The following is a 25,746-nucleotide window of genomic DNA, read 5'->3' as shown; positions in this document are numbered from 1 at the left end:
CGCAGCCTCTGCTCCCGAACCAGCGTGGACAGCCAGTCCCGTTTACCCCTTGCGTTAGCGGTCGCACATGTCGATGATTGGACTGGATTTAAACAACTGGTCACATTTTTGCCGCAGACTGGCATCGTCACACAACCGGGGAGAATGTATGTCTGAGAGTCTTGCCAACCGTTACAGCCTGGCCGAGGAAATCGCCAGCAGCGTGACACACGGAGTCGGCGCTCTGCTGGCCATCGCCGGTCTCGGCGTCCTGTGTGCCTTTGCAACACTGAACGGCGATGTCTGGCATATCGTGAGCTCCAGCATCTACGCGGCCACCCTGATCCTCTGTTTCGGCGCCTCGACTCTGTACCACAGCATTACCCATCCCCCCGCCAAGGAAGTGCTGCGCACCATCGACCACAGCTCCATCTTCCTGCTGATCGCTGGCAGCTACACGCCTTTTACCCTGGTGTCCCTGCGCGAGGCCAGTACCGGGCTGGGCTCCTGGGGCTGGTGGCTGTTCGGGATTATCTGGGGACTCGCCCTGGCGGGCCTGGTGATCCAGTTCACCCCGCTGAAGAAGATCCGCGCGCTGTCGATCACCCTCAGCGCGCTGATGGGCTGGGTAGTGGTGGTGGCGGCCAAGCCGCTGATGGACAACCTGGCTCCGGGCGGACTGTGGCTGCTGTTGCTCGGCGGGCTCTGCTATACCGGGGGCATCATCTTTTACCTGTGGCGCAGCCTGCGCTTTCACCATGCCATCTGGCACCTGTTCGTGCTGGCCGGCGGCATACTGCATTTCTTCGCGGTACTGATCTACGTTATTCCATGACGCTAGGCGGGCACGACCCGGGCGAGTGGACAGGCCCGCCTTGATCGCTGTCACGGTATCGTCGATTCGCCTTTCGGTTTGCCGTGCCTCGCTCTACCCTATGGCGAGCACCTGACTGCCGAAGGAGTTTACATGTCCAGTCTGCCCGCCCTGCACCGGGGCTTTTCCCGCCTCGCGCTGTCTCTCTGCCTGTTGTTCTCCCTGCCGTTGGCGGCTGCCGAGGTCTCCGACAAGGGCTTCCAGCAGTGGATCAAGGAGTTCCGCCAGACTGCGTTGAAGGAGGGCATCTCGCCGGAAGTCTTCGATCGCGCCTTCAAGGGCATCGATTCCCCGGACCAGTGGGTGCTCGACAAGGCCAGCTACCAGCCGGAATTCAAGGCGCCGGTATGGCAGTACTTCGACAACCGCGTGACCAAGCGGGCTATCCGCACGGGCCGCGCCAAGAAGGAGGAGCTGGCGCCCTGGCTGGACAAGATCGAGCGACGTTTCGGGGTCAACCCGAACGTCCTGTTGGCGATCTGGTCCATCGAATCGAGCTTCGGAGCCATTCTCGACAACGACAAGGTGATCCGCAATGTAGTGCGCTCTCTGGCTACCCTCGCGTACGCGGATCCCAAGCGCAGCAAGTTCGGGCGCCAGCAGTTGCTGGCGGCGCTGCAAATCCTGCAGAGCGGCGACATCGACAAGGACCACCTGGAGGGCTCCTGGGCCGGCGCCATGGGGCATACCCAGTTTATTCCCACCAGCTACCAGGCGTACGCCGTGGACATCGACGGTGACGGACGGCGTGATATCTGGAACTCGGTGCCGGATGCCCTCGCCACCGCTGCCAGCCTGCTCTCCAAAAACGGCTGGCGCCAGGGCCAGACCTGGGGTTACGAGGTAACCATCCCCGAGCGTAAGTTGCCGGCCGGCAAACTGTCACTGCGGGAGTGGGAAAAGCTGGGCGTAAAGCGCGTCAAGGGCAAGTCATTTCCCCGCCCGGGCGATATCGCCGAGCTGAAATTGCCCGCCGGGCGCGAGGGCCCCGCATTCCTGATGTTGAAGAACTTCTTTGTCATCAAGCGTTACAACAACTCCGATCGCTATGCCACCGCCGTGGGCCTGCTGGCCGACCAGATCGGCGGTGGCAAGGGCCTGGTGCAGGAATGGCCGCGGCCGTTTACGCCCCTCGATACCTCAGAGGTGGAGGAATTGCAGCAACTGCTCAAGGCGCGCGGCTTCTACGAGGGCGAGATAGATGGCAAGGCGGGTTCCGGAACCCGCAGGGCGATCCAGCAGTTCCAGAAGGAGATCGGGGTGGAAGCCGAGGGCTATCCCAGCAAGGAAGTGCTGCAGGAGCTGCGCAAGCGGCAATGAACAACGAAATGTGCTTAAGAATGCCGGGGTTCGCCCGGCATTCTTTATTGGCGCCGCCTCAGAAGTTCTCGCCCGGCAGCAGGCTGTCCTGCAGCAGCCCCAGGTTCTCTGCCACCTCATGCGGTTCGTGAAAATACGCGATATGGAACATGGCCTCGCCCTCCTGCACCAGCGGGATGTTCTGGCGGCCGATGATAATGCCGTCCGCGTTGCAGGTCACCCGATCGAGCTCCTCGCCATAGAGGTCTGAAATGGTCGCCAGGGTCTCCCCTTCGAGTACGTGGTCACCGAGTCGCTTGCGGTGATTGACGATACCGCTGTCGGTGGCGCGCAGCCAGCCGCTGCGCCGGGCAATAAACGGCTCGATATTTCCCTTCTTCTTGACCTGCGGCAGCATCTGCAGGTGGCGCATCACATTGATGATGCCCTTGTAGCCGACGCGCACGGAAAATTCATCAAAGCGCAGTGCCTCGCCGGCCTCGTATAGCAGTATGCGCACGCCCAGGTCGGCTGCAGCCTGGCGTAGCGAACCGTCGCGAAGGGTGGAATTCAGCAGTACCGGTACCCCGAAGGCCCTGGCCATATCACGGGTCGGCTGGTCGTCGAGATTGGCACGGATCTGCGGCAGGTTGCTGCGATGCAGCGCGCCGGTATGCAGGTCAATGCCGTAATCGCACTTTGACACAATCTCATCGAGGACCACGTGCGCCATGCGCGCTGCGAGCGACCCCTTGGCCGAGCCGGGGAAGGAGCGGTTGAGGTCGCGCCGGTCCGGCAGGTAACGCGACTGTTCCAGCACTCCGTAGACATTGACCACCGGTACCGCAATCAGCGTGCCCCGCAGGGACTTCAGCGAGCGGCTATTGATCAGCCTGCTGACGATCTCTATCCCGTTGAGTTCGTCACCGTGGATGGCGGCGCAGACGAACATGGTGGGTCCTGACTTTTTGCCGCGTTTGACGTACACGGGAATGGCCATATCGGTGCCGGTGTAGAGTCGCACCACGGGAAGCTCGATACGTCGTGTCTCTCCGGGGGCAACGCTGACGCCCCCTATCGTAAACTCTTCTGCCATGACGATCCGTCGCTGAGGGGTGATTGGGCATTGTAGCCGCAAAGGCGGGTGCCATGTGCGGTTATGTCATTGCACCCTGAAATGTTAACTTGGTCGGTGTAACGCAAAAAAGCGGGAGCCGCGCGTGCCGCAACTAATAAGGAACAGCAGCAATGCCGGATGAGATGACACGATTCGAGATGCCGCCGCAAACCACCGCTGAGAGCGGTGAGGTGCGGCGGGTGGGTTTTGAGCTGGAGTTTTCCGGCGTCACCCTGGAACAGGCCGGACAAGCCGTGCAGTCGGCCGCCGGGGGTGAGCTGAAGCCAGAATCCGTGGCCGAGCTGACGTTGGATGCTGACCTGGGCCGCTTCAATATCGAGGTCGACTGGGATTTCCTCAAGCGCACTGCTGCCGATGCAGGAGGTGAGGGCGGGGACGACCGTTGGCTGGAGCTGCTAAGTCGCACCGCCGCCCTGGTGGTGCCTCTCGAAGTGGTGTGCCCACCGGTGCCCCTCGATCGGCTCGAGGAACTCCACCCGTTGGTGGAAGCGCTGCGCGACGCCGGTGCCACCGGAACCGAGGAAAGCCTGATCGCCGCCTACGGTGTACATATCAATGCCGAAATCCCACGGCTCAACGCGCCTACACTGGCTGCCTACCTGCGCGCCTTTGCGCTATTGCAGTGGTGGCTACTGGAGGCCCATGAGGTGGATCCCGCCCGGCGTATAAGCCCCTACATCGACCTGTTCCCGGAGGCCTATATCCGGCAACTGCTGGCGAGGGTCGAGCCCACCATGGACCAGTTGTTCAGTGATTACCTGGAGCACAACGCCTCGCGCAACCGGGCCCTGGACCTGCTGCCACTGCTCGCCCATATCGACGAAGAGCGGGTACGGCGGGCTATCGACGACCCGCGCATCAAGCCACGGCCGGCCTTCCATTACCGGCTGCCCAACTGCCAGATAGAGAAGGCCGGCTGGTCGCTTGCCTTGAGCTGGAACATCTGGTGCGTGGTCGAGCGCCTGGCCAATCAGCCGGCCGAGCTGGAGCAGTTGGGCGACGCGTTTCTGGAACAGGCCGATGGCCTGCTGGGTATCAACCGTTTTCGTTGGACAGGATTTGTATCGGAATGGCTGCGCGACCGCGAATTGGTGTAACCGGAACCGCCAGGCGCTGGTCTCCGGGGTGGTGGAGCACGGCGCTGGCCCTGCGACTCGTCGGTGCGACGCCCGAGCGTATCAGTGTGCATCACAAACCCTCGGGTAAGCCGCTGGATGCACTGGTAATCGGCGGCGGTGACGACATCAGTCCAGAGCACTATCACGGCGACCTGCGAGAAAAGGTCAAGGCTGACCCGGAGCGCGACCTGCTGGAGATTCGCTGGATCGAGCGAGCACTGCGCGAGGGCCTGCCGCTGCTGGGAATCTGTCGTGGCGCGCAACTGATCAATGTGGTGCTGGGTGGCGACCTGCACATGGATATCGGGCCGTTGCGACGCAAGACCTACAACCGCCCGGGACTCTTGCCCACCAAGCAGGTTTTCGTCGAGTCCGGCACGCTGCTCGGAGAGCTGACCGGCAAGAGCAAGCTGCGCGTCAATAGCCTCCATCACCAGGCCATCAACCGGCTCGGCAACGGCCTGCGGGTAGTGGGGCGCGACCTCGATGACTTCGTGCAGGCGGTTGAGGGTACCAACGACCAGCAGGTGGTGGGCGTGCAGTGGCATCCCGAATACCTGCTGTACCTGCCCTCGCATCTCGCGTTATTCCGCTGGCTGGTACGGGCGGGCCGGGCATGATCGAATACCTGATCCTCTTCTCCTCGGCATTCCTGGCCGCAACCATCCTGCCGTTTTACTCTGAGGTGATATTGTTCGCGCTGCTGCGGGAAGGAGGTGATCCTGCTCTCCTGGTAGCGGTGGCAACGCTGGGTAACACGCTCGGTGCAGTGGTGAACTGGTTCCTGGGGCGTTACCTGCTGCACTTCCAGGACCGGCGCTGGTTCTACTTTTCCCACAAACAGATTGCCCGTGCCCAGGAGTGGTTCCAGCGCTATGGCTTCTGGACCCTGTTGCTGGCGTGGATGCCAATTGGCGGCGATGCCCTCACCCTGATTGCCGGGATCATGCGTGTGCGGCTGTGGTTGTTTGTGCTGCTGGTGGGTATCGGCAAGGGATTGCGGTACCTGTCGGTGGTTTACCTCCAGGGATTGTCGGCCTGGTAACGTCGCAAAGATTTTGGCCGAAAACTTTGTTTTCACTTCCCCTCTCTTCGCCGGGACAGGGCGATGCTCACCATTGTGACTTCCTGTATTGCAGCTTCCCATGCGCGGCCGGCGCTAGCGTGGCCCGGGGCGCTGAACTAGGCTGGGACTGCATACCAACTATTCTGTCAATGTACCTGAGGGCCTGCCCCGACCGACGCCGGGTCCGGGGGTACCCTCTCTTGTCGGGCTGGAAACATGGCGGCGGACAGGCAAAACGAGAAAAACGGGGGGGCCGGCAGTAAGCGGCGGGTACGCGGCTGGCTGATAATGCTGGCACTGGCGTCGCTGGCATCGCTCTACTTTTACTTCCGTTACCAGGAACAGCAGGAAGTCTTCACCAATACCTCCTACTTCCGCACCCTTCAGGAAGTCGCTGCGGAGCTGGATACACGCCTGCAGCAACTCTACAACGTACACTGGTGGGGCGAGAGCAAAGTCACCAGGATTGCTATTTTCCCGACGCTTAAACCCGCCGTTGAAGCGGATTGCCCCGGAGTCCGCGCGGCGGTACGACCGGAGAAGGAGAAGGAGATGGAGCACGATTCCGTCTTTACCCTGAAGGGGAGTCGCATCATCGGCTGTCTCGGTTCCGGCAAGGCTTACAAGGTTTCCATCAGTGATCTTCTGCCCGATCCAGGCAGCGACTTCGTTCTCTACCTGCTTGCCGATGCCAGTGGCAGGGTTCTCGGGAGCTCCGGCGGGGCCTCTGGCCTGTCGATCATCGATACCCGTGCGATCAGTCGTGAAATCCAGGCGCAGGGTGGGGAGAGCTGGCTGGGATTGGTTTCGAAGAATGAAGGCTCGGAAATCGACGAAACGAAAGAGTTACCGGGGCACAGCTATTACGTGGATATGGTGCTGAGCTCCGGCGCGTCGCGCGTATATATCCAGCCATACCGGCTGCGCTCGGGCGTCGATTTAGTGCTTCCCGGGAGCAAAGGGGAGAATGGAGAGGCGTTCGCGCCACTAGAGCACCTGTACCTGATCGGCGTGTTGCCGGACCGGCTGCTGGACCTAAAGGAAGACAAGCGCTGGAACCTCAGCCTGCTGCTGCTCTCGGTGATGTTCCTGGCTTCCTGCTGGACCGTCGCCCGGCTGGTGATGATGTCCCGCAACGAACCGCTGGGCACATTTTTTTACAGCGTCACGTTTGCCGGTACATTTGTTGTTTTCATAATGGTGGTGGCCCTGTGGCTCGCCTGGGCCGAGCGCGCCGCCGAGGTTTCCCGCAAGCAGGCCAATGCGAGGGCATTGTTGCAGGACACCTCCGCTCAGCTGGAGAGCGAACTCTACTGGCTGTTCCGCGACCTGGAGGCCTTCCACGCCTATTACGTGCGGCTGCTGTCATCCGGGGTGCACGCAGATGCAAGCGCGAATAGCGAAAGCGGGCACACGGCGGAGGATGAGCTGCGGGATCCCGGGTTACTGGTGCTGCCCGGGGGGAATGTGAATTGCCGCCAGGTCGAAGCGGTGACCATGGAAGACGGGAGTGGCCGCCAACGACCCGAGGAAGTCGAAAATGAATGGGCCCTGAGCCCTGAGGAGATGGCAGTTGCACGCAGTCTCTCCGAACGTCATGAGGGGCTGCTGCCGTTTTCCCAGGTATACCTGTTCGGTTGCGGTGCGCGACTCATCACGCCAGGCAAGGTGGGCGAGAGGTTTGAAAGCAGCCAGATGGCTGCGCAGCGCGGCCCCAAGTTGATCAACGTCTTCCTGATGAACCAGGACGGAGACCGGGTGCTGCCGACCTTCCAGTTTATCGAGAGCAACAAAAAACCCATAAGCTATGCACTTGGCCACAGGGATTATTTTCGCGAAGTGCGCGCGGGCACAGGCTGGCACGGGGTTTTCGCGCGCGGTAGGGGGCCTGCGCCGGTCAGTGGATGCTGGACCAGTTGCGCCGACCCGGAGCGCGGCACTGACGAAGGAGACACCCGCAGCGTCCGCAATTTTTATATCCAGCGCCTGTTGAACCTCGGTAGCGGAACGCGCGGCACCACGCTCGGCATGCCGTTAGTTACAGAAGAGTCGCAGACTGCCGCCTGGCCGCCCGGTGACTATATCCTCGGTTCCGATATCCTGTTGCCGTCCATGACGCTCAGTGAGTGGCACGAGCCGGAAAAATTGCAGGACCTGGTATTGATGGTGGTGGATCGCTCCACTGGCGATGTCCTGTTTCATATGGATCACCGACGGACCATGGTGGAGAACCTCTTTCACTCAGGGCAGGGCACGGTGGCAATCGGCCAGGTGATTCGCTCGGGCCTGTATCGCAACCGGTCGGTACCCGGGTTTTACCGCGGCACCTCGGGCGATTTTATTGCCGGGGAACTGCCGCTGAACCAGTGGGTGGCCGTGGCGTTTATTCCCGACGATGGCACCGACAGCCTGATGACGAATTTTTTCCTGTCGATGACGGCGGGCATGGGGCTTTCGCTGCTACTGGTGACAGCACTGTTATACACGGTGCCCGCGATTTTTCCCGGTCTCAAGACGCAGCTGGGTATTCCGCTGGCAATCACCCGCCACAATACACTGTTGTTCACCTCAATCCTGATTGCGAGTATCTATCTGGGCTTCCGCATGGGCTCGGTGATACAGCTGGAACTCGGCGAAGTCGCTATAGCAGCGACGGCACCGGTATGGGCGCCCGTGATTGCACTGTTGCTGGTGCTGGCCTGGGGGTGCTGTCGCTATTTCCATATGCGGCGCGTCTCCGGTGGTAAGGCAGGGCTGGAACCGGACCGCGGGCTGCTGGTCCTGCTGACGCTGTACTTCCTGTTTGGCCTGGCGATAATTGGCCAGCTGCAGCGCGTGGGCAACACACCGGTCTCCGCGATGCACTGGTACTTTTCCAACAAACTCTACCCGGCGCGACTCAACCAGGAGCTGGCCGAACTGGAAACGATCGCGCTGACCCGTTATCCCAATACGATCAAGCGATTTGCTGCCGATCCTCTCGACCTGTTGCCGATCAGCCCGCGCTGGCGGACCGCGCTGGCCTGCACCCGCGACGGCAAGCCTTCGAACCAGCGGCACCGGCTGCCGGCAGAAATCGGCACCTTTGGCCAGCTTACTGCGACCACCGGGGTGGCGAGCTGGATTCGACGCTATGTGCTCGGATGGACAGATGACGGCCGCTGGCGGACAGACCGCGCGCCGGACCCGTGCGACGGTGTTGGAAAACCCGACAGCACTGGCGGTGGGCAGCCAGAACTCCCCGATGCCAGCCCTGCTGGCGAGGGCGGATTATCTTTGGCCGGGCACATTGTGTTGTATGTTGTCGTGCAGGTGCTGGTGTTCCTGGTGATTTGCCGTCTGTGGCTGATGTTCTACCGACGTGTTATTACTCCCAGGATGTTTGGTACGCCGGAATTCCTTGTGCACCTGAAGCAGCTGTCAGGGCCGGGCGGCCGCCTGCGCGGCGTACGGCCGGCAGCCGGACTGGTGGTAGATTTGTGCGACGACGGGGCCTCGGGTATCGGTCTGGATATGCTGGTGCAGCAGGCTGGCCAGGACAATGGTCCCGCCTCGCCGGTACTGGACCTGCTGCTGGCCCACTGCCCGGCGCTGCGTACCACTGGTGAGGACGGCGAGCTGTTTCCCGAGGTGCGTGTCCGGCTCGATGCGATGGGTTCCCGGGGCGGGATGCCGGTCGCCGGCAAGGCGCCAGCGATCTGCCTGGAAAATATCGAGACCTGCCTCGCTGCGCCAGCGGGACGCGCGCGGTTGCTGCAGCTGGTCCGGCAACTAAAGTCCATGCAGCTGTCGGGGCGCCTGTCGGAGCTACGCCTGTGTCTTGAGAGCCAGTGCTTCGAGACCTTGTTGCTCAACGCCCATCCACCGGAGCCCGGGCGCAGCTGGCCCGATGCGCAGGAGCGGGCTGCCTGGGCAGAGTTGCTGATGGACTTTACCGTTGACCTGCCGCAGGCGCTGGTAGAACGCGCGGATCCCGGTTTTGTGATTGAGGAGTGTCGGGGCGGCCGGTTGCTGCGCTACCTGATCCCTGAACTTGCCGAGCGCGCGCGCGGGGCAAGCGGTCGCCAGCGACAGGGCTGGCGCACCCTGCTGGACCGACACAAGACCGGCCCGGAGTGGGCCTCGATTCTGTGTATCCTGCTAAAGGCCGGCGCCCGTTTCCGTTATCAGTGGGAGGTCTGCTCAAGTGAGGAGAAACTGGCCCTGTATTACCTTGCGCGCGGCAAGCGCATCAACCCCGCTAACACCCAGGTGCTGGAACAGCTGGCGATACAGGGTCTGGTGCGCATCGAAAAGGCCCGCGTGCGGATCGTGAACAACAGCTTTGCCTACTTTGTCCTGAACGCCGAGGACCAGGAATCCATGCGCCAATTACTGGAGAGCGGCCAGCAGGGCGCCTGGCTCACTTACCGGTTGCCGGTAACGCTGGTGATCCTGCTGCTGGTTGGGGCAATCGCCATCAGCTCGGGGAACTCTATTTACCTGATTGTGGCCACAGTGATGGGATTGATGGGGAGTATTGGCAGCCTGGTCGGCAGCGCGCGGATGATTCATGAGAACCTGCGCTAGCAACCATTGACGCTTCGGTCAGGACTATCTCAGCAAGGGTTGACCATGATTTTTTCTGGCAATTTCGTAAGAAGTTTTAGCGGGCGGAATGCGATTCCTTGGAGTGGCTTTGTCGAGCAATCGGGGACGGCCCCGATTATTGGCGACCCTACCCCAGTCGGCTGGCCAACAGTAACTGCCTGCTTCCGAACCGAGCCACTCCGAAAGGCTCCAGGGCGAAGTGCAGTTTGCCGGCAAGGAGGGCAGGTAGCGCCTGGAGAGATACCGGGTAAAAAGCACGCCGTCTCCGCGCGGCGCGCTGCCAGGGCCGACGTTATTGCGTCGGCCCTTTTTATTCTGGGGGCTTGTTGCGCCACTCATGCCGCCAGTGGTCCGGCTTGTCGCGCAAGCCGGCAACGAACAGGCGGAAATATGCGAACATACCGCCTCACTTTCTGCCAGGGAGACGATGTTCGTGAATCAGGACCAGAATGCCCCGTTGCGAGAAGACGTCCGCCTGCTGGGCGAGGAGCTCGGATCGGTTCTGCGGGAACAGGCCGGTGAGCCACTGTTCGAAACTGTGGAAACCATCCGCCAGGCGGCGGTGGAGAGCCGTGGCCAGGGGGAAATGCAGGTGGGCCGGTTGCGCGAACTGCTGGACCCCCTCGATGATGAAACCCTGCTGGAGGTAGCGCGTGCATTCAGCCAGTTCCTGAACCTGGCGAATATCGCCGAACAGCGTCACCGCGAGCGCCTGCACCGCCACCACCAGCGTTTTCCCGGCGACCCGGACACGGACCAGGGCCTGCGCCAGGTACTGGCGAAGCTGAAAAGGGCGGGTGTGGACCAGGACAGGATCCGCGCGGTGCTGGATGAGCTATCGGTAGAGCTGGTGCTCACCGCGCACCCCACCGAGGTCACGCGCCGCACCCTGATCCGCAAGTACGACCAGATTGCCGACCTGCTCGCCGGGCTGGACCGGCCGGACCTCACGGGGGAAGAGGTGGAGGACCTGCGCCGCCACCTGCGCGAGCAGATCCTGTCGGCGTGGAGCACCGACGAGATCCGCCGCGAGCGGCCCACGCCGGTGGACGAGGCCAAGTGGGGCTTCGCCACCATCGAGCAGTCCCTGTGGCGGGCGGTGCCCGACAGCATGCGCAAGGTCGAGGCGGAGCTGGCGCGTGCGGGCCTTGAGCCACTGCCCGCCGACTGGGTGCCGGTGCGCTTCGCTTCCTGGATGGGCGGTGACCGCGACGGCAACCCGAATGTCACCGCCGCCGTTACCCGCAACGTGCTGCTGTTGGCCCGTTGGATGGCCGCGGACCTGTACCTGCGCGACGTGGAGAACCTGCTGGCCGACCTGTCCATGCACCGGGCCAGTGATGAATTGCTCGCCCGCACCGGCCCGAGTCACGAGCCTTACCGGCTGTTGCTGCGCCAGGTGCGCGACCGCCTGAGGATCACCCGCGCGCAACTGGAGGCGCGGGTCAACGGCAACCCGGAGCCGGCGGGGGAGGGCTATACCAGCGGGGCACAGTTGTCCGGGGAGCTGGCGCTGATCGACCGCTCCCTGCGCGCAGTGGGGTTGGCGGCCATTGCCGATGGCCAGCTGAAGGATACCCTGCGCCGCCTCAACTGTTTCGGCATCACCCTGTTGCGCCTGGATATCCGCCAGGAATCCACCCGCCACAGCGATGCCCTGGATGCCATCACACGTTACCTTGGCCTGGGTAGTTATGCGCACTGGGATGAGCCAACCCGGCAGCGCTTCCTGCTTGCCGAGCTGGAGAATCGCCGGCCGCTGGTTGACGACGCCTTTTACCAGAGCGAGTTTTGCGATGACGACGTCCGCCAGGTGCTGGAAACCTGTGGGGTGATTGCCGAGCAGGGGCCGGAGGGGCTTGGCGCCTACGTGATCTCCATGGCCCGGGCGTCATCGGATGTGCTGGCGGTCATGCTGCTGCAGAAGATTGCCGGGGTGCGGGAGCCCATGCGTGTTGTGCCGTTATTCGAGACCCTCGATGACCTCAACAATGCCGGCGATATCATGCACACGCTGCTGGAAATCCCCTCCTACCGCCAGCGCGTGGCAGGGGGGCAGGAAATCATGATCGGCTACTCGGATTCCGCCAAGGATGCCGGCTTCCTGGGTGCGGCCTGGGCCCAGTTCCGCGCGCAGGAGCGGCTCACCGGCATTTTCCGCGAGCACGGTATCCCGTTGACACTCTTCCACGGCCGCGGCGGTTCCATTTCCCGCGGCGGTTCGCCCACCCGCATGGCGTTGCTGTCGCAACCGCCGGGTTCGGTGGCGGGGCGCATTCGCGTCACGGAGCAGGGGGAGATGATCCGCTTCAAGTACGGCCGGCCGTCGGTGGCGGCCTACAACCTGGAGCAGTATGTGGCGGCCACCCTGGAAGCCACACTGATGCCGCCGGCAGAGCCGCGCGCCGAGTGGCGCGCGGCAATGGACCGGCTCACCGAGGTGTCGGTAAACAGCTACCGCGAGGTGGTGCGTGACGATCCGGCCCTTGTGGGTTACCTGCGCACGGTCACGCCGGAGACCGAGCTCAGCCGCCTGGCGCTGGGCAGCCGCCCGGCGCGGCGCAAGCCGGGAGGCGGGGTAGAGACCCTGCGGGCAATCCCCTGGGTGTTTGCCTGGACACAGATCCGGCTGATGCTGCCCGCCTGGCTAGGCACGGGTGCGGCACTCGAGCGCGCGCTGGAGAACAGCGAGGACACCGCCACCCTGCATGCCATGAGCGAGGAGTGGCCCTTCTTCCAGGGCGCGGTGGATATGCTGGAGATGGTGCTGGCCAAGGCCGACACCCGGGTCGCTTCCTGGTACGAAGAGCGACTCACCGGCGAGCAGGAGTTGCTCCGCCTGGGCGAGGTCCTGCGCCAGCGGCTGGCGCGCACCGTCGACGCCCTGCACCGCCTCACCGGCCGGGACAGCCTGCTGGACAACAACCCGGTAATGCGCTGGTCCATCCGCGTGCGCGATCCCTATACGGATCCGCTGCACCTGCTGCAGGCAGAACTGATGGCGCGCCTGCGCGACCGGGAAACCGACCCGGTGCTGGAAAGCGCGCTGATGGTGACCATTGCGGGTATCGCCGCGGGGATGCGCAATACCGGCTGATGCCGGTGAGCCATCCGGTGCGGCGGGAACCGCGGAAATAAAAAAGGCCGACTCCGGGGAGTCGGCCTTTTGCAGATATGGTGCCCAGGAGAAGACTTGAACTTCCACGACCGTAAGGTCACTAGCACCTGAAGCTAGCGCGTCTACCAATTCCGCCACCTGGGCATGCCGACGGCAGCTGCCGTCGAGGGTGCGCAATATAAAGAATTTCCCGGGCGTGTCAATTGGTGGATGTGACCGGCCGGGTACTTTGTCGTTCGGGCTGGTCGTGGCTCCAGGGACGGCTGCTCGCGAGGGACTCAAGTCCGAACCGGGGCTGAAACGAAAAAAGGCCGACTCTCGCGAGTCGGCCTTCTGAAATTGGTGCCCAGGAGAGGACTTGAACCTCCACGTCCGTAAGGACACTAGCACCTGAAGCTAGCGCGTCTACCAATTCCGCCACCTGGGCAATTCAACGGGGTGATCCGTTGAGGCCGCGAACTATAGAGATTTGGCGGGGGGGTGTCAACGGTCTGGTTGCGTTAATTTCAACTTTTCCCCGGGTGGTCGGGAATCGGTTCGAAATCGCTTATACTGCGAGCATTGAGCGGCACCACAGACCGGCCGGTTCCCGGCCACATTCACCGATCCCCGCCGCCTGCAGTCACAGCCGGATGACCCCGGCGGCCGCGCATGAACCGCGGTTCTTCAGACAATGGATGATGTTTTGACGCAAGATAGACCAACTGACCATACCAACGCCGATCCCCACGCAGAGCGCGAGGCGGAGCGGTACGAGAAGCCGGTCCCCAGCCGCGAATACCTGCTGGAGCTGCTGGAGCGGCAGCACGAGCCGGTGTCCTGGGAACAGGTGGCCGACCTGCTGGAGATCCAGGATGAGGATCGCCGCGAGGGTGTGCGCCGGCGCCTGATCGCCATGTCCCGCGACGGCCAGATTGCCAGCAACCGTGCCGGCGACTTCGGGGTGCTGGACAAGATGCACCTGGTGCGCGGGCGCGTGATCGGCCACCGCGACGGCTTCGGCTTCGTGTCACCGCGCGACGGCGGCGACGACCTCTTCCTGTCCCACCGCCAGATGCGCAAGGTGTTCGACGGCGACGAGGTGCTGGTGCGCGAGACCCCCGGTGGCTTTCGTGGCAAGCGCGAGGCAGCGGTGGTGCGGGTGCTCAAGCACAATACCCGTGAGCTCGCCGGGCGGATCTTCCGCGAGAACGGCATCTGCTTCGTGCGCCCGGACAACCCGCGTATCAACCAGGACATCATGGTAGCGGCGGACAAGACCGCCGATGCGGAGCACGGCCAGTACGTGGTGGTGAATATCGTCACCCAGCCGAGCCGCGACAGCCTGCCCCAGGGCGAAGTGGCGGAGGTGCTCGGCGATCACCTGGCGCCGGGGATGGAGATCGATGTCGCCATCCGCAATTACGGTATCCCGCATACCTGGCCCGCCGCGGTCGAGGAGGAAGTGACCGCCATCCACGACGAGGTGAGAGAGGAGGACAAGAAGGCGCGCGTCGACCTGCGCCAGCTGCCGCTGGTCACCATTGACGGTGAGGATGCGCGCGACTTCGACGACGCCGTCTTCTGCGAGGTGCTGCCCGACGACAGCTGGAAGCTGCTGGTGGCCATCGCCGATGTCTCCCACTATGTGCGCCCCGGCAGCGCGCTCGACGAGGAGGCCCACAGTCGCGGCAACTCGGTGTACTTCCCGGACTTTGTCGTGCCCATGTTGCCGGAGAAGCTCTCCAACGGCCTCTGCTCGCTCAATCCCCACGTGGACCGACTGTGCATGGTCTGCGAAATGCAGATCGATCGCCAGGGACAGATCCGCGACTACCGGTTTTTCGAGGGCGTGATGCGCAGCCATGCGCGCCTGACCTACACCCAGGTGGGGCAGGTGATCGAGGAGCGCGATAGCCGCGACAGCGGACTGCGCAAGCAGCTCGCCGCGCTGACCCCGCACCTGGACAACCTGCACGACCTCTACCGGGCCCTGCGTGGCGCCCGCGACCGCCGTGGGGCGATCGACTTCGAGACCACCGAGACGCGCATCCTGTTTGACCAGCAGCGCAAGATCGAGCGCATAGTGCCGGTACAGCGCAATGACGCCCACAAGCTGATCGAGGAATGCATGCTCGCCGCCAACGTCTGCGCGGCGCAGCTGATGGAGCTGTCCGAGGTGCCGGCCCTGTACCGGGTCCACGATGCACCCAAGGAGGAGAAACTCAGCAACCTGCGCGAGTACCTGGGCGAGCTGGGACTGCGCCTGCCGGGTGGGACCGAGCCGCAGCCGATGGATTTCCAAGTGCTCATGGAGCAGGTGGAGGGCCGCGCCGACGAACACATTATCCAGATGATGGTATTGCGCTCGATGAACCAGGCGGTCTACCAGCCCGAGAACCGCGGCCACTTCGGCCTTGATTACGAGGCCTATGCCCACTTCACCTCGCCCATCCGGCGCTACCCGGACCTGCTGCTGCACCGCGCACTGCGCTGGCTGGTCAGGAACGGCAGCGCCAACGAGCGTCCGGTGGCCAAGAAGGTGCACTCGGTTCCCGGCGCCGAGGCCATTCCGCGCGAACATATTATCCCCTACGACATGCCGGCCATGGTACAGCTCGGTGAGCACTGCTCCATGACCGAGCGCCGCGCCGACGATGCCACCCGCGATGTGGTCAGCTGGCTCAAGTGTGAGTACCTGCAGGACCATGTTGGCGAAACCTATCCCGGCGTGATCAGTGCCGTTACCGGCTTCGGCCTGTTTGTGGAACTCGACGAGCTTTATGTGGAGGGGTTAATCCACGTTACCGCGCTGCCCAAGGACTACTACCATTTCGAGCAGGCCCACCAGCGCCTGGTAGGCGAGCGGAGCGGTGTGCGTTATCACCTCGGCGACGCCGTGCGGGTGCAGGTGGCGCGGGTGGACCTGGAAGAGCGCAAGGTGGATTTCGTCCTCGAGGAATTACTGCCGCGCCCGCAGCGCAAGCGGCCGCGCAAGAAAGAGGAGAACACCCACGTCAGCCCGCGCGCCATGGAAATGGCGGTAGAACACCAGCAGCAGCGCGAGCGGCGCGGCAAGGCTGCGGCGAAAAAAAGCAAGCCGGTCGGAAGTCCGTGGAAATCCCGGCCTGAGACAGAGCCCGGTGCCACGCCATTCCGCAAGCGCAAGGTAGGCTCTGCCGAGGCCGAGCCGGTGCCAGCTTCGCCTCCGTCGCCGGACACGGAAGCTGTTCCGGAGGGCGCTGAAGAAGGGCAGGAGCCGCGCCGCCGGCGCGGGCCCAGGCGTACGCCGCCGCGCAAGGGTGGCAAGCGGCCCGCCGTGGCTGCGCGCAAGGCTGCGCAGAAGGCAGCCAAGGCCCCGAACGGCAAGGGCCGGAAAAAGCCCGGCAAGAAAAAGGCTGCCACCCGCGGCAAAAAGAAAAAGTAGCGGGCAGCAACAACCGCCAGCCGAATCACTGACAGAATTTTACAGAGTATGACCACAGAGATCGTCTATGGCCTGCACGCGGTGCAGGCTCTCCTCAAGAGCTCCCCACAGCAGGTGCAGGAGCTGCTGTTATTGCGCGGGCGCCGGGACCAGAAAATACAGAAACTGATCCGCCAGGCGGAGCAGAATGATATCGCCATTCGTTTTGTCGACCGCCGCACCCTCGACGACAGGGTAGGCGACGAGGGCAACCACCAGGGGGCGGTGGCCATCTGCGCCGGCAGGCCCCGCATTTACGACGAGCGCTTCCTGCAGCAGCTGCTGCAGGAACTGGAGCAGGTTGGCGAGGCACCCTTCCTGCTGATCCTCGACGGCGTGACCGATCCCCATAACCTGGGAGCCTGCCTGCGCTCGGCAGAGGCGGCCGGTGTGCACGCGGTTATCGCGCCCAAGGACAAGTCCGCGGGCCTGACACCGACCGCGCGCAAGGTGGCATGCGGCGCCGCCGAGGTGCTGCCGTTCATTACCGTCACCAACCTGGCGCGCACCATGCAGCAACTGCAGCAGGCGGGCGTCTGGATCTATGGGGCCGCCGGTGAAGCAGGTCAGGACATTTATGCTGCCAGCCTGACCGGCGCCGTCGCGCTGGCCATGGGAGCCGAAGGTCCCGGTTTGCGCCGCCTGACCCGGGAGCACTGTGATCACCTGGTCCGCATTCCGATGGCGGGGGAGGTGAGCAGCCTCAATGTTTCCGTGGCTACCGGCGTGTGCCTGTTCGAGGCGGTGCGACAGCGCGCCGGTTGACCTTCTCGCCCATCCCTCCCGGGCCGGTTGCTTTTCTGCCTGCCGCCGCTTCCCGCCTGTAAAGCCTGTGGTGTGAGCCATGCCCGCTCCGCGGACGCAAATCACCGCCCCTCTTGAGCGGGCTTCGCCTGCCTCCCTTTCGCTCCTGCTAGATTTTTTTCGGGCAGGAATTTACGGAACCCTTTTTCCCGCCCTCTCGTGTAACACCGACAAGCCGTCCTGTAGCAACCCGCCCTCCTGGCGCGGAATGCAAAGCCGGGCCGGCAATCCAGTTCCAGCCAAGCGGGAGTAGTGGTTTGAATACCTGGCTGACGCGCGCCTTCAACAGGCGCCGGTCGCACGACGACCGGTTCGTATCCCTTGTCTGTCCCCACCTGCGCAGTATGTACCGCATGGCGTACCGATGGAGCAGGAACCGCCACGAGGCGGAAGACCTGGTCCAGGACGTATTGGTGCGGCTGTTACCCCGTGTGGCGGAGCTGGAGAAAGTGGAGCGGCTGGGCCCCTGGCTGGTGAAAGTCCTGTTCCGCCGCTACGTCGACCTCTATCGGCGACGTCGCGCCTCGCCGGTGGACCTGGATTGCGAGTTACAGCTGAATGAAGCGCGCGGCCCGCGACTCGCCGATGCTGGCAGCGAGGACTACCGCCGGGTGGAAATGCAGCGCGCGCTCGAGCGTGCACTCGCGCAACTACCTGACGAGTGGCGCGATATCGTGCTGTTGCACGACGTAGAAGGTTATACCGCCATCGAAGTGGCGGAAATACTTTCGATCCCTGTCGGCACTGCCAAGTCCCGCCTGAGTCGCGCGCACCAGCGGCTGAAAAAATCCCTCGGCAAAGGAACTCTCCGGGTCTCGGAGGCGTGTTAGGGGGTAACTGAGATTGGCGATGGCCCGACAGCAAACCATGAGAAATACACAGAGTGAACAGGCAGCGTTCGAGCACCCCCTGCACCCGGGCGGGCACCGTTGTTCCGCCTGCAGCGAATTGGAGGCTGATGTCGAACTGTTGCAAGCCTTGAGAGGCATGCCGGTACCCGCGCCCGGAGACGGGTTCGAGGCACGGATGCTGGCTGGGGCGCTGCAGGCGCGGGTGGCGCCCGGCTTCCGGCCGCTACGCTGGCCGCTGGCAGCGGCGGCAATACTGCTGCTGGGGCTTTCGTTTGCGGTATCGGTACTGACCCAGTGGGGCAGGCCTGCAGGGGAGCTGCTTGCTGACGAACAATCTCCCGGGCTTGTACCCAGGCCCATCCATATCCAGCTGGACAGCCCCCGCCAGCTGCTGGGTGCCACCATCCGGCTGCGGCTGCCCGCGAACGCGATACTGCAGGGCTACCGGGCTCGCCGGGTGCTTGAATGGCAGGCCGATATCCCGGCCGGGGGAAACCGGCTGTCGCTGCCACTCCTGGTGCCGGCTGATGCCGAAGGGACGATCCTGCTCGAGGTGGAGCACGGTGGAGCGCGCAAGGCCCTGCGGCTCCCCCTGCCATCGGCGCCCGGGAACGACAGCGTCGAAACCATCACTACAACCTGAATGTGCGTAACCCTCCATAGAGGTAAAGGAAGATGATGCGGAAAAAACTATTGGTACTGGGGCTGGCTGCCGGTTCATACCTGGCCCTGCCCGTCGCGATGGCGCAGGACACGGAAAGCCAGCAAGACCTGGATATCACCCTGTCGGTCGTGGAGGACACACAGGATGCTCAGGACCTGTTGAACAGCATCGAGCTGCCACCCGAACTGCGGGAAATGGCCGAACAGCAACTGGCGGCGGTGATGGCTGCGGTCGAGGCGGCGCGCCAGAAAGGGGGGCAGCACAGCTCTCACAGTGGCGAGACCGAGGCGATTGTCGCCGAAGCACTCGCACGCAGTCGCGACATGACCGCCAGCAATATCGAGTCGGCCAACGCGGCCGCCGCCGATGCCCAGCTTGCAGCGGAGGCCACCCGGGAAGCGATTGAGGAAGCGGTAAAGAACGGCCTTACCGGCGCCGAGGTGGAGGGGATCATCGAGCAGATGATGCAGGATATCCTCAACAGCCTCCCCGCCGATATCCGCGAGCAGATGCCTTCCGACATCGGTTCAATAATCGAGGACGCGCGCAATAGCGCCAGCGAAACCCCTGATGGCTGAAGCTGACCGGCGCCGGCCCGGTAGCCGGCGCCGCAGTCGGTTCTCGAGGATGTTCATCAAAGGGAATTACAGGGGTAGCAGAAGTGAAGAGAAACCTGAAGTGGCTGGCACTGGTGGCAGGACTGGCGGTACCGCAGGTGCTGTTCGCCGGGGAATTCGCTGGCGGTATCGAGGCCTTTCGCAGCGGAGACTATAAGCGGGCGCTGCAATTATTCGAGCAGGCGCACAGCGCCGGTAACAATAGTTCCCGCCTCAAGTACAACCTGGGGGTCACGCTGGTCAAGCTGGGCCGCTATCGCGAGGCGAGTGAGTATTTCTACCCGCTTCTCAGCCAGCCGGAATGGCGGGACCTGGCCCGCTATAACCTCGCCCTGGCCGCAGAGCGACAGGGAAGTGATTTACAGGCAGCGCGGCATTACAGGCAGGTCACAGCAAGTGCCGACTCGGAAAAGCTGCGCAAGCTGGCCGGTAAACGCCTGCGCGCGCTGGCTGTGGCCGATGCCGGGAGGCATGCGAAGAGGGGGCTGGGCCTGGTGAGCCTTTCGGCCGGCTATGACGACAATGCCTATGCCCTGCAAAACGATCTCCTGGAGGACGTCGACACCGGTGATGACAGCTTCAGCGAGGCGTTCGCCTGGGGGCAGTACCGGCTGCGAGGCACCCCGGCCGACGGCTGGCGGATATACGGTTACGGCTTCACCCGGCGCTACAGCGAGCTGGACAGCCTCAACCTGGCCAGCGTGAGCGCGGGGCTGGTGCGGGACGACCGCTGGCGCGGCTGGAACACCGAACTGGGTGCAGCCACGGAATTCATTTCTTTAGGGGGCGAAGAGGTCACCCGGCAGCTGCAGTTGCTCGGCCGGCTCAAGCGCACACTGGGGCCCGGTTTATTGTCGCTCTCCTATATACCCGCTTATTACGTTGGCGGTGACGAGTACAGCTACCTGGACGGGTGGCGCCAGCGTTTCGGTGTGAAGTGGCGCCAGCCAGCGCTCGGCGGAGAACTGCTGGCCTTCTATCTATACGACAACAACGATCGCGCCGACCTGGTCCGGCAGGCGAGTGACTATTACAGCTATTCCCCGGCCCGCCACTCCGTGGGTACAGAGGTGGAATGGGCCCCGGCGAGTCGCTGGACTGTCGCTACCGGGGTTGAATTTCGCCAGAGTGTGTATGCCGGCACCAATCTGGTGACCGCCGAGGATGGCAGCGTGTTGCGCTACCAGCGTGAATCGGATCGCATCAAGTCATGGCTGTCGACGAAATTCCGCTTCACTCCACGTTTCAGTCTGGATGGGAAGGTGGTGAATATCGATAACCAGGAAAACAGGGAGCTCTATACCTTCGATAAATCTGAGATCAGCTTTGGGGTGAGTTATATCTTCTGATGGCCGGGCAGGAATGGCTGTGAATGCAATCTGGCGCGGCACAGGTGCAGTGAGACTGTGCGCGGCAGCAACGCTTCGGGCGGCTCCGGTTTTTCCGGTTAGACCTCTCCCTTAGTCTATAAACCGGAGCCGCCTCTTTTAATTTTTCTGGCTTGCGTGCCCAAAAAGGGTAGCGTGGCAAAACACAAGAAATTTTAGGAGATGGCGCACCCGCGGTTCAGCCGGGCTGGCCATAGAGTTCGGCGGCTGGCCGATACATGACCCAGGATGTGAGCACGTATTTATCACCTGAAAGCGGCACATTGCCCCGGTGCGTGTGGGTGAAACCGCAGGGAGACAGCACCAGGCTGCCCGTGCGCGGTTTCAGGCTGATGCCCTGGTACTGGAATTCCGTTTCACCGCCTTCCTCCACATCGTTCAGGTACAGCAGCCAGAAAAGCACCCGGTGGAGCGACTTCTGTTCCGGGTCTGTGGGGTGCGGGTAGTGCTCCGAATGCCAGTGCCGAAAGCCGCCGGACGATTTCTCATAGTGCTGGAAGTTGATGCCGTCCAGGCGGAAGATTCCGGTGACCAGCATCTGCAGCTGCTCATCTGTCAGCCTGCCGATATCCTCGCTGGTCAGGTTACGTGGGGCCTGCAGGTTTTCATCATAAATGGTCGGGGACAGGGCACCGGTGAGTATGTGCGGGTAGCGCCGGCAGTATCCCATCAGTGCCCGCAACACCAGCTGGTTCACGACACTGCATTCCTCGCGCCAGCTTTCCAGGCCGGAGATAAACAGGTCGGAACTGTTCTTCTTGCTCCTGTCGATACCGGAGCCGATCCGGCCTGGCTGCTTTTCCGGTGCCTCACGGAAACGCCTGACCAGGAGATCACACATCTCCGGCGACATCGCCTCCCCAAACTGTACTACCAGTGAGTCCATGGTGAATGTTCCGCTGTCTTATATTTTTTGCCGGAGAGTCGGCTCTCACCTTCAGAGGACTGATGGTGTGCTGGTTGAATAGTGGCACGCGCTGCGGGCGAAGAAAAGTCCACCGGTTGGTGACCGATCAAACTCACGGCGATGCCGGTAGAAAATTTCACTTGTTAGTGTTTCGCCATGCAGCTGTTCCCGGATTTCCGTTAAATGCAAAACAGGGTTTCGCGTGGGGCTGCCAGGTATCCGCCGAATTTACAGCCGGGGCGCGTCTGAAGAAGAATGATCCCTCGGTGGGAACCTTTTGCCTTGCCCACACGTGTAACCTGTAACGAATAGCAATTCAGAATATCGACGGGGGATCGGGTAAGCCCGATGAAGTTGCTTCGCTGGCCAAGACCACCACAGGATCGATTCACCGCGCTGGTGCGGCCACACCTGCGTCTCATGCACCGTATGGCCTATCGCTGGACTCAGGACCGGGCAGAGGCCGAGGACCTGGTGCAGGATGTGCTCACCCGCCTGTTCCCCAGGCTCGATGAACTGGAGGCGGTGGAAAAAACCGGCCCCTGGCTGATGCGGGTTCTGTACCGCCGCTTCGTTGACCTCTATCGGCGTAACGCCAGCTCCCCTATCGACGACACCGCCGAGCCACTCGCCGACGACGACTTCTTCGCTGAGCGCATGCAGGACCAGCGCGATCATGTGGAGCAGCTGATCCTGCAGCGCGAGCTGAATCGCGCGCTGGCCACAATCGACGCCGGCTGGAGAGATGTAATCCTGCTGCACGAGGTTGAGGGCCATTCGGTGCTGGAAGTGGCTGACATCCTCGACATAAGCGTCGGTACCGTGAAGTCACGACTGCACCGCGCACGAAAAAAATTGCGGTCCGCGCTGGAGTCGGGAACCAAAACCGTTCCGGAACCGTGTTAACGACCGGAGGGAGAGATTATGGAATGCAAACTGGCACAGGCACAGCTGGAGCAGCTGAAGCCGTCGAACGAACCGGAGCTGCTCGCCCACCTGCGTAAATGCGGGGAGTGCCGGGATTTTGCCGAGGACCTGCGTATCCTGCGCCTGCTGCGCAGCCTGCCGGCTCCCGAGCCCACACCTGGGTTCGAGGAGAGGGTGCTCCGGGCGGCCTCTGCCGGGGACGAAGTTGCCCGGCGAGTGCCCAGCGCCATCGGCTGGAAGCTGGCCACCGCCGCCAGTCTACTGCTGGCCGTTATCCTGGCCCTGCCAGAGCCTGGCCCAGTAGAGCCGGTCCCCGGGTTGGCGCAGGCAGTGACCGCGGCGGTCATCCCGGTAACACTCGCGCTGAACAGCGGGCGAGACCTGGCTGGAGCGAGGATCAGGGTCGTGATGCCGGAACATTTGCAGTTACAGGGATTCGAGAACCAGCGCGACCTGCAGTGGCATACAGACCTGAAAGCCGGGGCCAATCGGCTGACCCTGCCAGTCCAGCGGCGCTCCCGCAGCGGCGTTGAGACGATCCTGATCGAAATCGAGCACAACGGGGCCCGGAGGGAGTTCCGGGTGCCTGTTCGCGGAGGAATAAATGCCCAGGGTGGGGCTGAAGAAAAAGTACAGACAATTTAAAAGTCAATTTAAGAACGATACGAGGTGGATTATGAAAGCATATAAGAATCTGGTTTTTATGGCCGTATTTCTGTCATCCCAGGCCGCGATTCCGGCCCTCGCCCAGAGCAGTGACGAGCTCGATGTGACGGTGGTTGAGGCGGACGAGAGCGCTGCCGATGTGGTAAATGAGATCGAGCTGCCCGAATCCGCCAGCGACACCGCTCGCATGGCGGTAGAAGAAGGTGGCCTGGCAGTGGCCGACGCTGCCCGCGCCGGTGAGCTGGGCCGTGATGAGGAGCTCGAGGAAGAGCTGGAAAAGGCGGCCAACGGCGTAGCGAACGCTGAAGAGGCTGCCCTGAGGGCAGAGCAAGCCCTGCTGGAAGCAACGGCCAATGCCAACGAGGCAGCCGCTGAGGCGATCAAGAATGCACTTTCTTCCGGTGCCTCCGCTGAAGAGATTCTGGAGAACATCCCGGCAGACGTGATGGAAAACCTCCCCGAGGATATCCAGGAGCAGTTGAACGAGGCACTGGATAACATTCCTGAAGTAGAGACCCCTGAGGTTGAAACGCCTGCAGGCGGTTAATCCCCCTATTGTTGGAGTGGTTCTCCTTGGCTGGGCAGCAATGCCCGGCCTTTTTGTGTATTTGTATGAGGTGTTTTGTGCGCAAGATAATAAATGCATTGGCGGCCTGCTGCCTTGCTTCCGGCACGACCATGGCAGGCGCCCAGCAGGACGTTTTTTCCCAGGGGACATCCGCATTCAAGCGCGGAGACTACCGCGCGGCCCTCGGGCACTTTGAGGCCGCCCATGCGCGCGGTAACCGCAGCGAAAACCTGTCCTACAACATGGGCGTGACACTATACAAACTGGAGCGTTACAACGAGGCCGCCGATTGGTTCGAGTCCTTGCTCGACAGTCCGGACTGGCGCGACCTGGCCCTGTTCCAGCTGGGGATGGTGGCGGAAAAGCGTGGCAATCGCGCACTGGCCCAGCGCCGCTACCAGATGGTTGCAGCCTCCGGATCGGAGAAGTTGCGCCGGCTTGCTGGCGCGCGCCTGGGTAATCTGGGTAGGTCACCCGTACTGGTCAGGGAGACAGGCCAGGATTCGGCGGACCGCGGCTCGGCTCTCCTGAAACTGGCGGCGGGCTACGACAACAATGCCTATGCCCTGCGCGATGAATTGCAGGTGGATTCGTCCGTTGGAGAGGATACCTACATGGACCTGTTCGGCTGGGGCCAGTACCGCATTGCCGGCTCTACCAGCGATGGCTGGCGGATACACGGCTACGGGTTCCAGCGCGCTTACACCGAATACAGCTCACTGGACCTCAGTAGTTTCAGCGCTGGTATCGCCCGGGACATGCACTGGGGCGCCTGGCAGCTGGAACTGGGTGGTGCTGCCGAGCAGGTGGCACTGGACGGTGAGCAGGTCTACCAGCAAATCCGCCTGGAAGCCAAGGCCAGCCAGCGAATCGGAGACGGCAAGCTGGAGCTGGCGTATATCCCCGCCCAGTTTTCCGGAGGTGATGGTTATGAGTACCTGGATGGCAGCCGCCAGCGGTTTGAGGCCGAGTGGAAGCATCCGTTGGGGGCGGCGAAACTCGAGGCCCGTTACCGGCTGGACGTGAACGATCGCCAGGACTTGCTGGTAACCGGGGATGCCGGGGATAGTTTCTACAGTTACTCCCCGGTCCGGCACTCTTTCGGTGCGGAGCTGCGCTGGCCCGTGGGTGGCAACTGGCGGTTCTCTGTGGGCTCGGAGTACCGGCTCAGCAACTATGACAGCGAGAACCGCCTTGTCGACTCGGATGGCGCCCTGCGCGAGGAGCAGCGCCAGGCAGACCGGGTCGAGTCCTGGCTGGGCTCTCAGTGGATGGTGACCCCCCGCCTCCGCCTGGCCGGCAAGGTGACCTTCACCAGTAATGAGGAGAACTTCGAGACCTACACCCACGACAAGACCGAGGCCAATCTCGGAGTCACTTACCTCTTCTGACCTGCTCCTGTCGATTCCCCGTCGGCGCGCCGGCGGGCTGTGACTTGCCTGTTTCAAGCGGGGCGCCGCCCCCCTCCGGCCAAAAGCTCGCCTCCGCGAGGGCCATTGCCCGGCCAGCTTCGCGTGACCCTGCGTCCGTGCCCGGTCCCGGCGCGCCGGGTGTAGCCAGCCTGGCTCTGCCTCACCGGAGGCTCCCGACACCGCACGCTGATCAACTTGCAACCAGCCTGGCAAGTGCATAGAATACGCCGCCCGCAATGTGCCCCCGCAAGGCCCGGCACGTTGCTCTCCTTGCCCCACCGGATGTCCGGGGGGCTGTTTAACCCGTAAGGAGCT

19 protein-coding genes and 2 tRNA genes are annotated in these 25,746 nt (G+C 62.9%); 17 read left to right on the top strand and 4 right to left on the bottom strand.

Features of this window, described 5'->3' with window-relative positions:
- The first annotated feature begins 148 nt into the window (after window positions 1-148).
- Together trhA and BLT26_RS13005 are read left to right on the top strand one after the other, a co-directional pair.
- The gene (gene trhA / locus BLT26_RS13010; RefSeq protein WP_091515042.1) at window positions 149-814 is read left to right on the top strand and encodes a PAQR family membrane homeostasis protein TrhA; all 666 of its coding nucleotides are present in this window, start codon (window positions 149-151) and stop codon (window positions 812-814) included.
- A 132-nt stretch (window positions 815-946) separates the two neighbouring features.
- Entirely contained in the window at window positions 947-2,173 is a 1,227-nt protein-coding gene (locus tag BLT26_RS13005; RefSeq protein ID WP_091515041.1) for a lytic murein transglycosylase, read from the top strand.
- A 58-nt stretch (window positions 2,174-2,231) separates the two neighbouring features.
- On the opposite strand, the gene BLT26_RS13000 is transcribed toward BLT26_RS13005, so the two are convergent.
- The gene (locus tag BLT26_RS13000; RefSeq protein ID WP_091515039.1) at window positions 2,232-3,248 is read right to left on the bottom strand and encodes a succinylglutamate desuccinylase/aspartoacylase family protein; all 1,017 of its coding nucleotides are present in this window, start codon (window positions 3,246-3,248) and stop codon (window positions 2,232-2,234) included.
- 152 nt (window positions 3,249-3,400) lie between these two features.
- On the opposite strand from BLT26_RS13000, the gene BLT26_RS12995 reads away from it, so the two are divergent.
- The 5 genes from BLT26_RS12995 to ppc all read left to right on the top strand — a co-directional run bounded on the left by BLT26_RS12995 (window position 3,401) and on the right by ppc (window position 13,161).
- Window positions 3,401-4,387, top strand: a complete 987-nt coding sequence (locus BLT26_RS12995; protein ID WP_245720705.1) for an amidoligase family protein — start codon at window positions 3,401-3,403, stop codon at window positions 4,385-4,387.
- On the top strand, window positions 4,360-5,028 hold the full coding sequence (locus tag BLT26_RS12990; protein WP_091515036.1) for a gamma-glutamyl-gamma-aminobutyrate hydrolase family protein: 669 nt from the start codon (window positions 4,360-4,362) through the stop codon (window positions 5,026-5,028). Before BLT26_RS12995 ends, BLT26_RS12990 begins: the two co-directional genes overlap by 28 nt.
- Window positions 5,025-5,453: a YqaA family protein gene (locus tag BLT26_RS12985; RefSeq protein WP_091515033.1), complete on the top strand. Its 429-nt coding sequence runs from the start codon at window positions 5,025-5,027 to the stop codon at window positions 5,451-5,453. The genes BLT26_RS12990 and BLT26_RS12985 overlap by 4 nt, the downstream gene beginning before the upstream one ends.
- 309 nt (window positions 5,454-5,762) lie before the next feature.
- Entirely contained in the window at window positions 5,763-10,043 is a 4,281-nt protein-coding gene (locus BLT26_RS12980) for a hypothetical protein (protein WP_139169550.1), read from the top strand.
- A 454-nt stretch (window positions 10,044-10,497) separates the two neighbouring features.
- Complete coding sequence (gene ppc, locus BLT26_RS12975) at window positions 10,498-13,161, top strand: phosphoenolpyruvate carboxylase (protein ID WP_091515266.1); 2,664 nt, start codon at window positions 10,498-10,500, stop codon at window positions 13,159-13,161.
- A 78-nt stretch (window positions 13,162-13,239) separates the two neighbouring features.
- Here ppc and BLT26_RS12970 read toward each other — a convergent pair.
- Both BLT26_RS12970 and BLT26_RS12965 read right to left on the bottom strand, forming a co-directional pair.
- Window positions 13,240-13,326, bottom strand: a tRNA-Leu gene (locus BLT26_RS12970).
- 196 nt (window positions 13,327-13,522) lie between these two features.
- Window positions 13,523-13,609, bottom strand: a tRNA-Leu gene (locus BLT26_RS12965).
- 258 nt (window positions 13,610-13,867) lie between these two features.
- On the opposite strand from BLT26_RS12965, the gene rnr reads away from it, so the two are divergent.
- The 6 genes from rnr (at window position 13,868) to BLT26_RS12935 (ending at window position 20,912) form a co-directional block, all read left to right on the top strand.
- The gene (gene rnr, locus BLT26_RS12960) at window positions 13,868-16,588 is read left to right on the top strand and encodes a ribonuclease R (protein ID WP_245720704.1); all 2,721 of its coding nucleotides are present in this window, start codon (window positions 13,868-13,870) and stop codon (window positions 16,586-16,588) included.
- A 48-nt stretch (window positions 16,589-16,636) separates the two neighbouring features.
- Entirely contained in the window at window positions 16,637-17,392 is a 756-nt protein-coding gene (gene rlmB / locus BLT26_RS12955; protein WP_091515022.1) for a 23S rRNA (guanosine(2251)-2'-O)-methyltransferase RlmB, read from the top strand.
- A gap of 296 nt (window positions 17,393-17,688) precedes the next feature.
- Window positions 17,689-18,261: an RNA polymerase sigma factor gene (locus BLT26_RS12950; RefSeq protein ID WP_091515018.1), complete on the top strand. Its 573-nt coding sequence runs from the start codon at window positions 17,689-17,691 to the stop codon at window positions 18,259-18,261.
- 37 nt (window positions 18,262-18,298) lie between these two features.
- The gene (locus BLT26_RS12945; RefSeq protein WP_139169548.1) at window positions 18,299-18,925 is read left to right on the top strand and encodes a hypothetical protein; all 627 of its coding nucleotides are present in this window, start codon (window positions 18,299-18,301) and stop codon (window positions 18,923-18,925) included.
- Between the two features lie 32 nt (window positions 18,926-18,957).
- Complete coding sequence (locus BLT26_RS12940; RefSeq protein WP_091515011.1) at window positions 18,958-19,524, top strand: hypothetical protein; 567 nt, start codon at window positions 18,958-18,960, stop codon at window positions 19,522-19,524.
- An 83-nt stretch (window positions 19,525-19,607) separates the two neighbouring features.
- Complete coding sequence (locus BLT26_RS12935; protein ID WP_175453114.1) at window positions 19,608-20,912, top strand: tetratricopeptide repeat protein; 1,305 nt, start codon at window positions 19,608-19,610, stop codon at window positions 20,910-20,912.
- A gap of 217 nt (window positions 20,913-21,129) precedes the next feature.
- Here the strand turns inward: BLT26_RS12935 and BLT26_RS12930 are convergent, their stop codons facing one another.
- Window positions 21,130-21,837: a 2OG-Fe(II) oxygenase gene (locus BLT26_RS12930; RefSeq protein WP_091515004.1), complete on the bottom strand. Its 708-nt coding sequence runs from the start codon at window positions 21,835-21,837 to the stop codon at window positions 21,130-21,132.
- Between the two features lie 369 nt (window positions 21,838-22,206).
- Here BLT26_RS12930 and BLT26_RS12925 point away from each other — a divergent pair, with 369 nt between their 5' ends.
- The 4 genes from BLT26_RS12925 (at window position 22,207) to BLT26_RS12910 (ending at window position 25,410) form a co-directional block, all read left to right on the top strand.
- A complete protein-coding gene (locus BLT26_RS12925) occupies window positions 22,207-22,764 on the top strand; it encodes an RNA polymerase sigma factor (protein ID WP_091515001.1) in 558 nt (185 codons plus the stop codon).
- Window positions 22,765-22,782: 18 nt separating this feature from the next.
- Window positions 22,783-23,430: a hypothetical protein gene (locus BLT26_RS12920; RefSeq protein WP_091514998.1), complete on the top strand. Its 648-nt coding sequence runs from the start codon at window positions 22,783-22,785 to the stop codon at window positions 23,428-23,430.
- 58 nt (window positions 23,431-23,488) lie between these two features.
- Window positions 23,489-23,998 (top strand): hypothetical protein, encoded by a 510-nt coding sequence (locus tag BLT26_RS12915; RefSeq protein ID WP_139169546.1) that lies wholly within the window; start codon window positions 23,489-23,491, stop codon window positions 23,996-23,998.
- A 77-nt stretch (window positions 23,999-24,075) separates the two neighbouring features.
- A complete protein-coding gene (locus BLT26_RS12910; RefSeq protein WP_139169544.1) occupies window positions 24,076-25,410 on the top strand; it encodes a tol-pal system YbgF family protein in 1,335 nt (444 codons plus the stop codon).
- The last annotated feature ends 336 nt before the right edge of the window (window positions 25,411-25,746 follow it).

The organism is Microbulbifer yueqingensis, assembly GCF_900100355.1.
Taxonomy (GTDB): Bacteria; Pseudomonadota; Gammaproteobacteria; order Pseudomonadales; family Cellvibrionaceae; genus Microbulbifer; species Microbulbifer yueqingensis.
The sequence above is the reverse complement of the archived record's forward strand: the minus strand, read 5'-3'. Positions and strand labels throughout refer to the sequence as shown.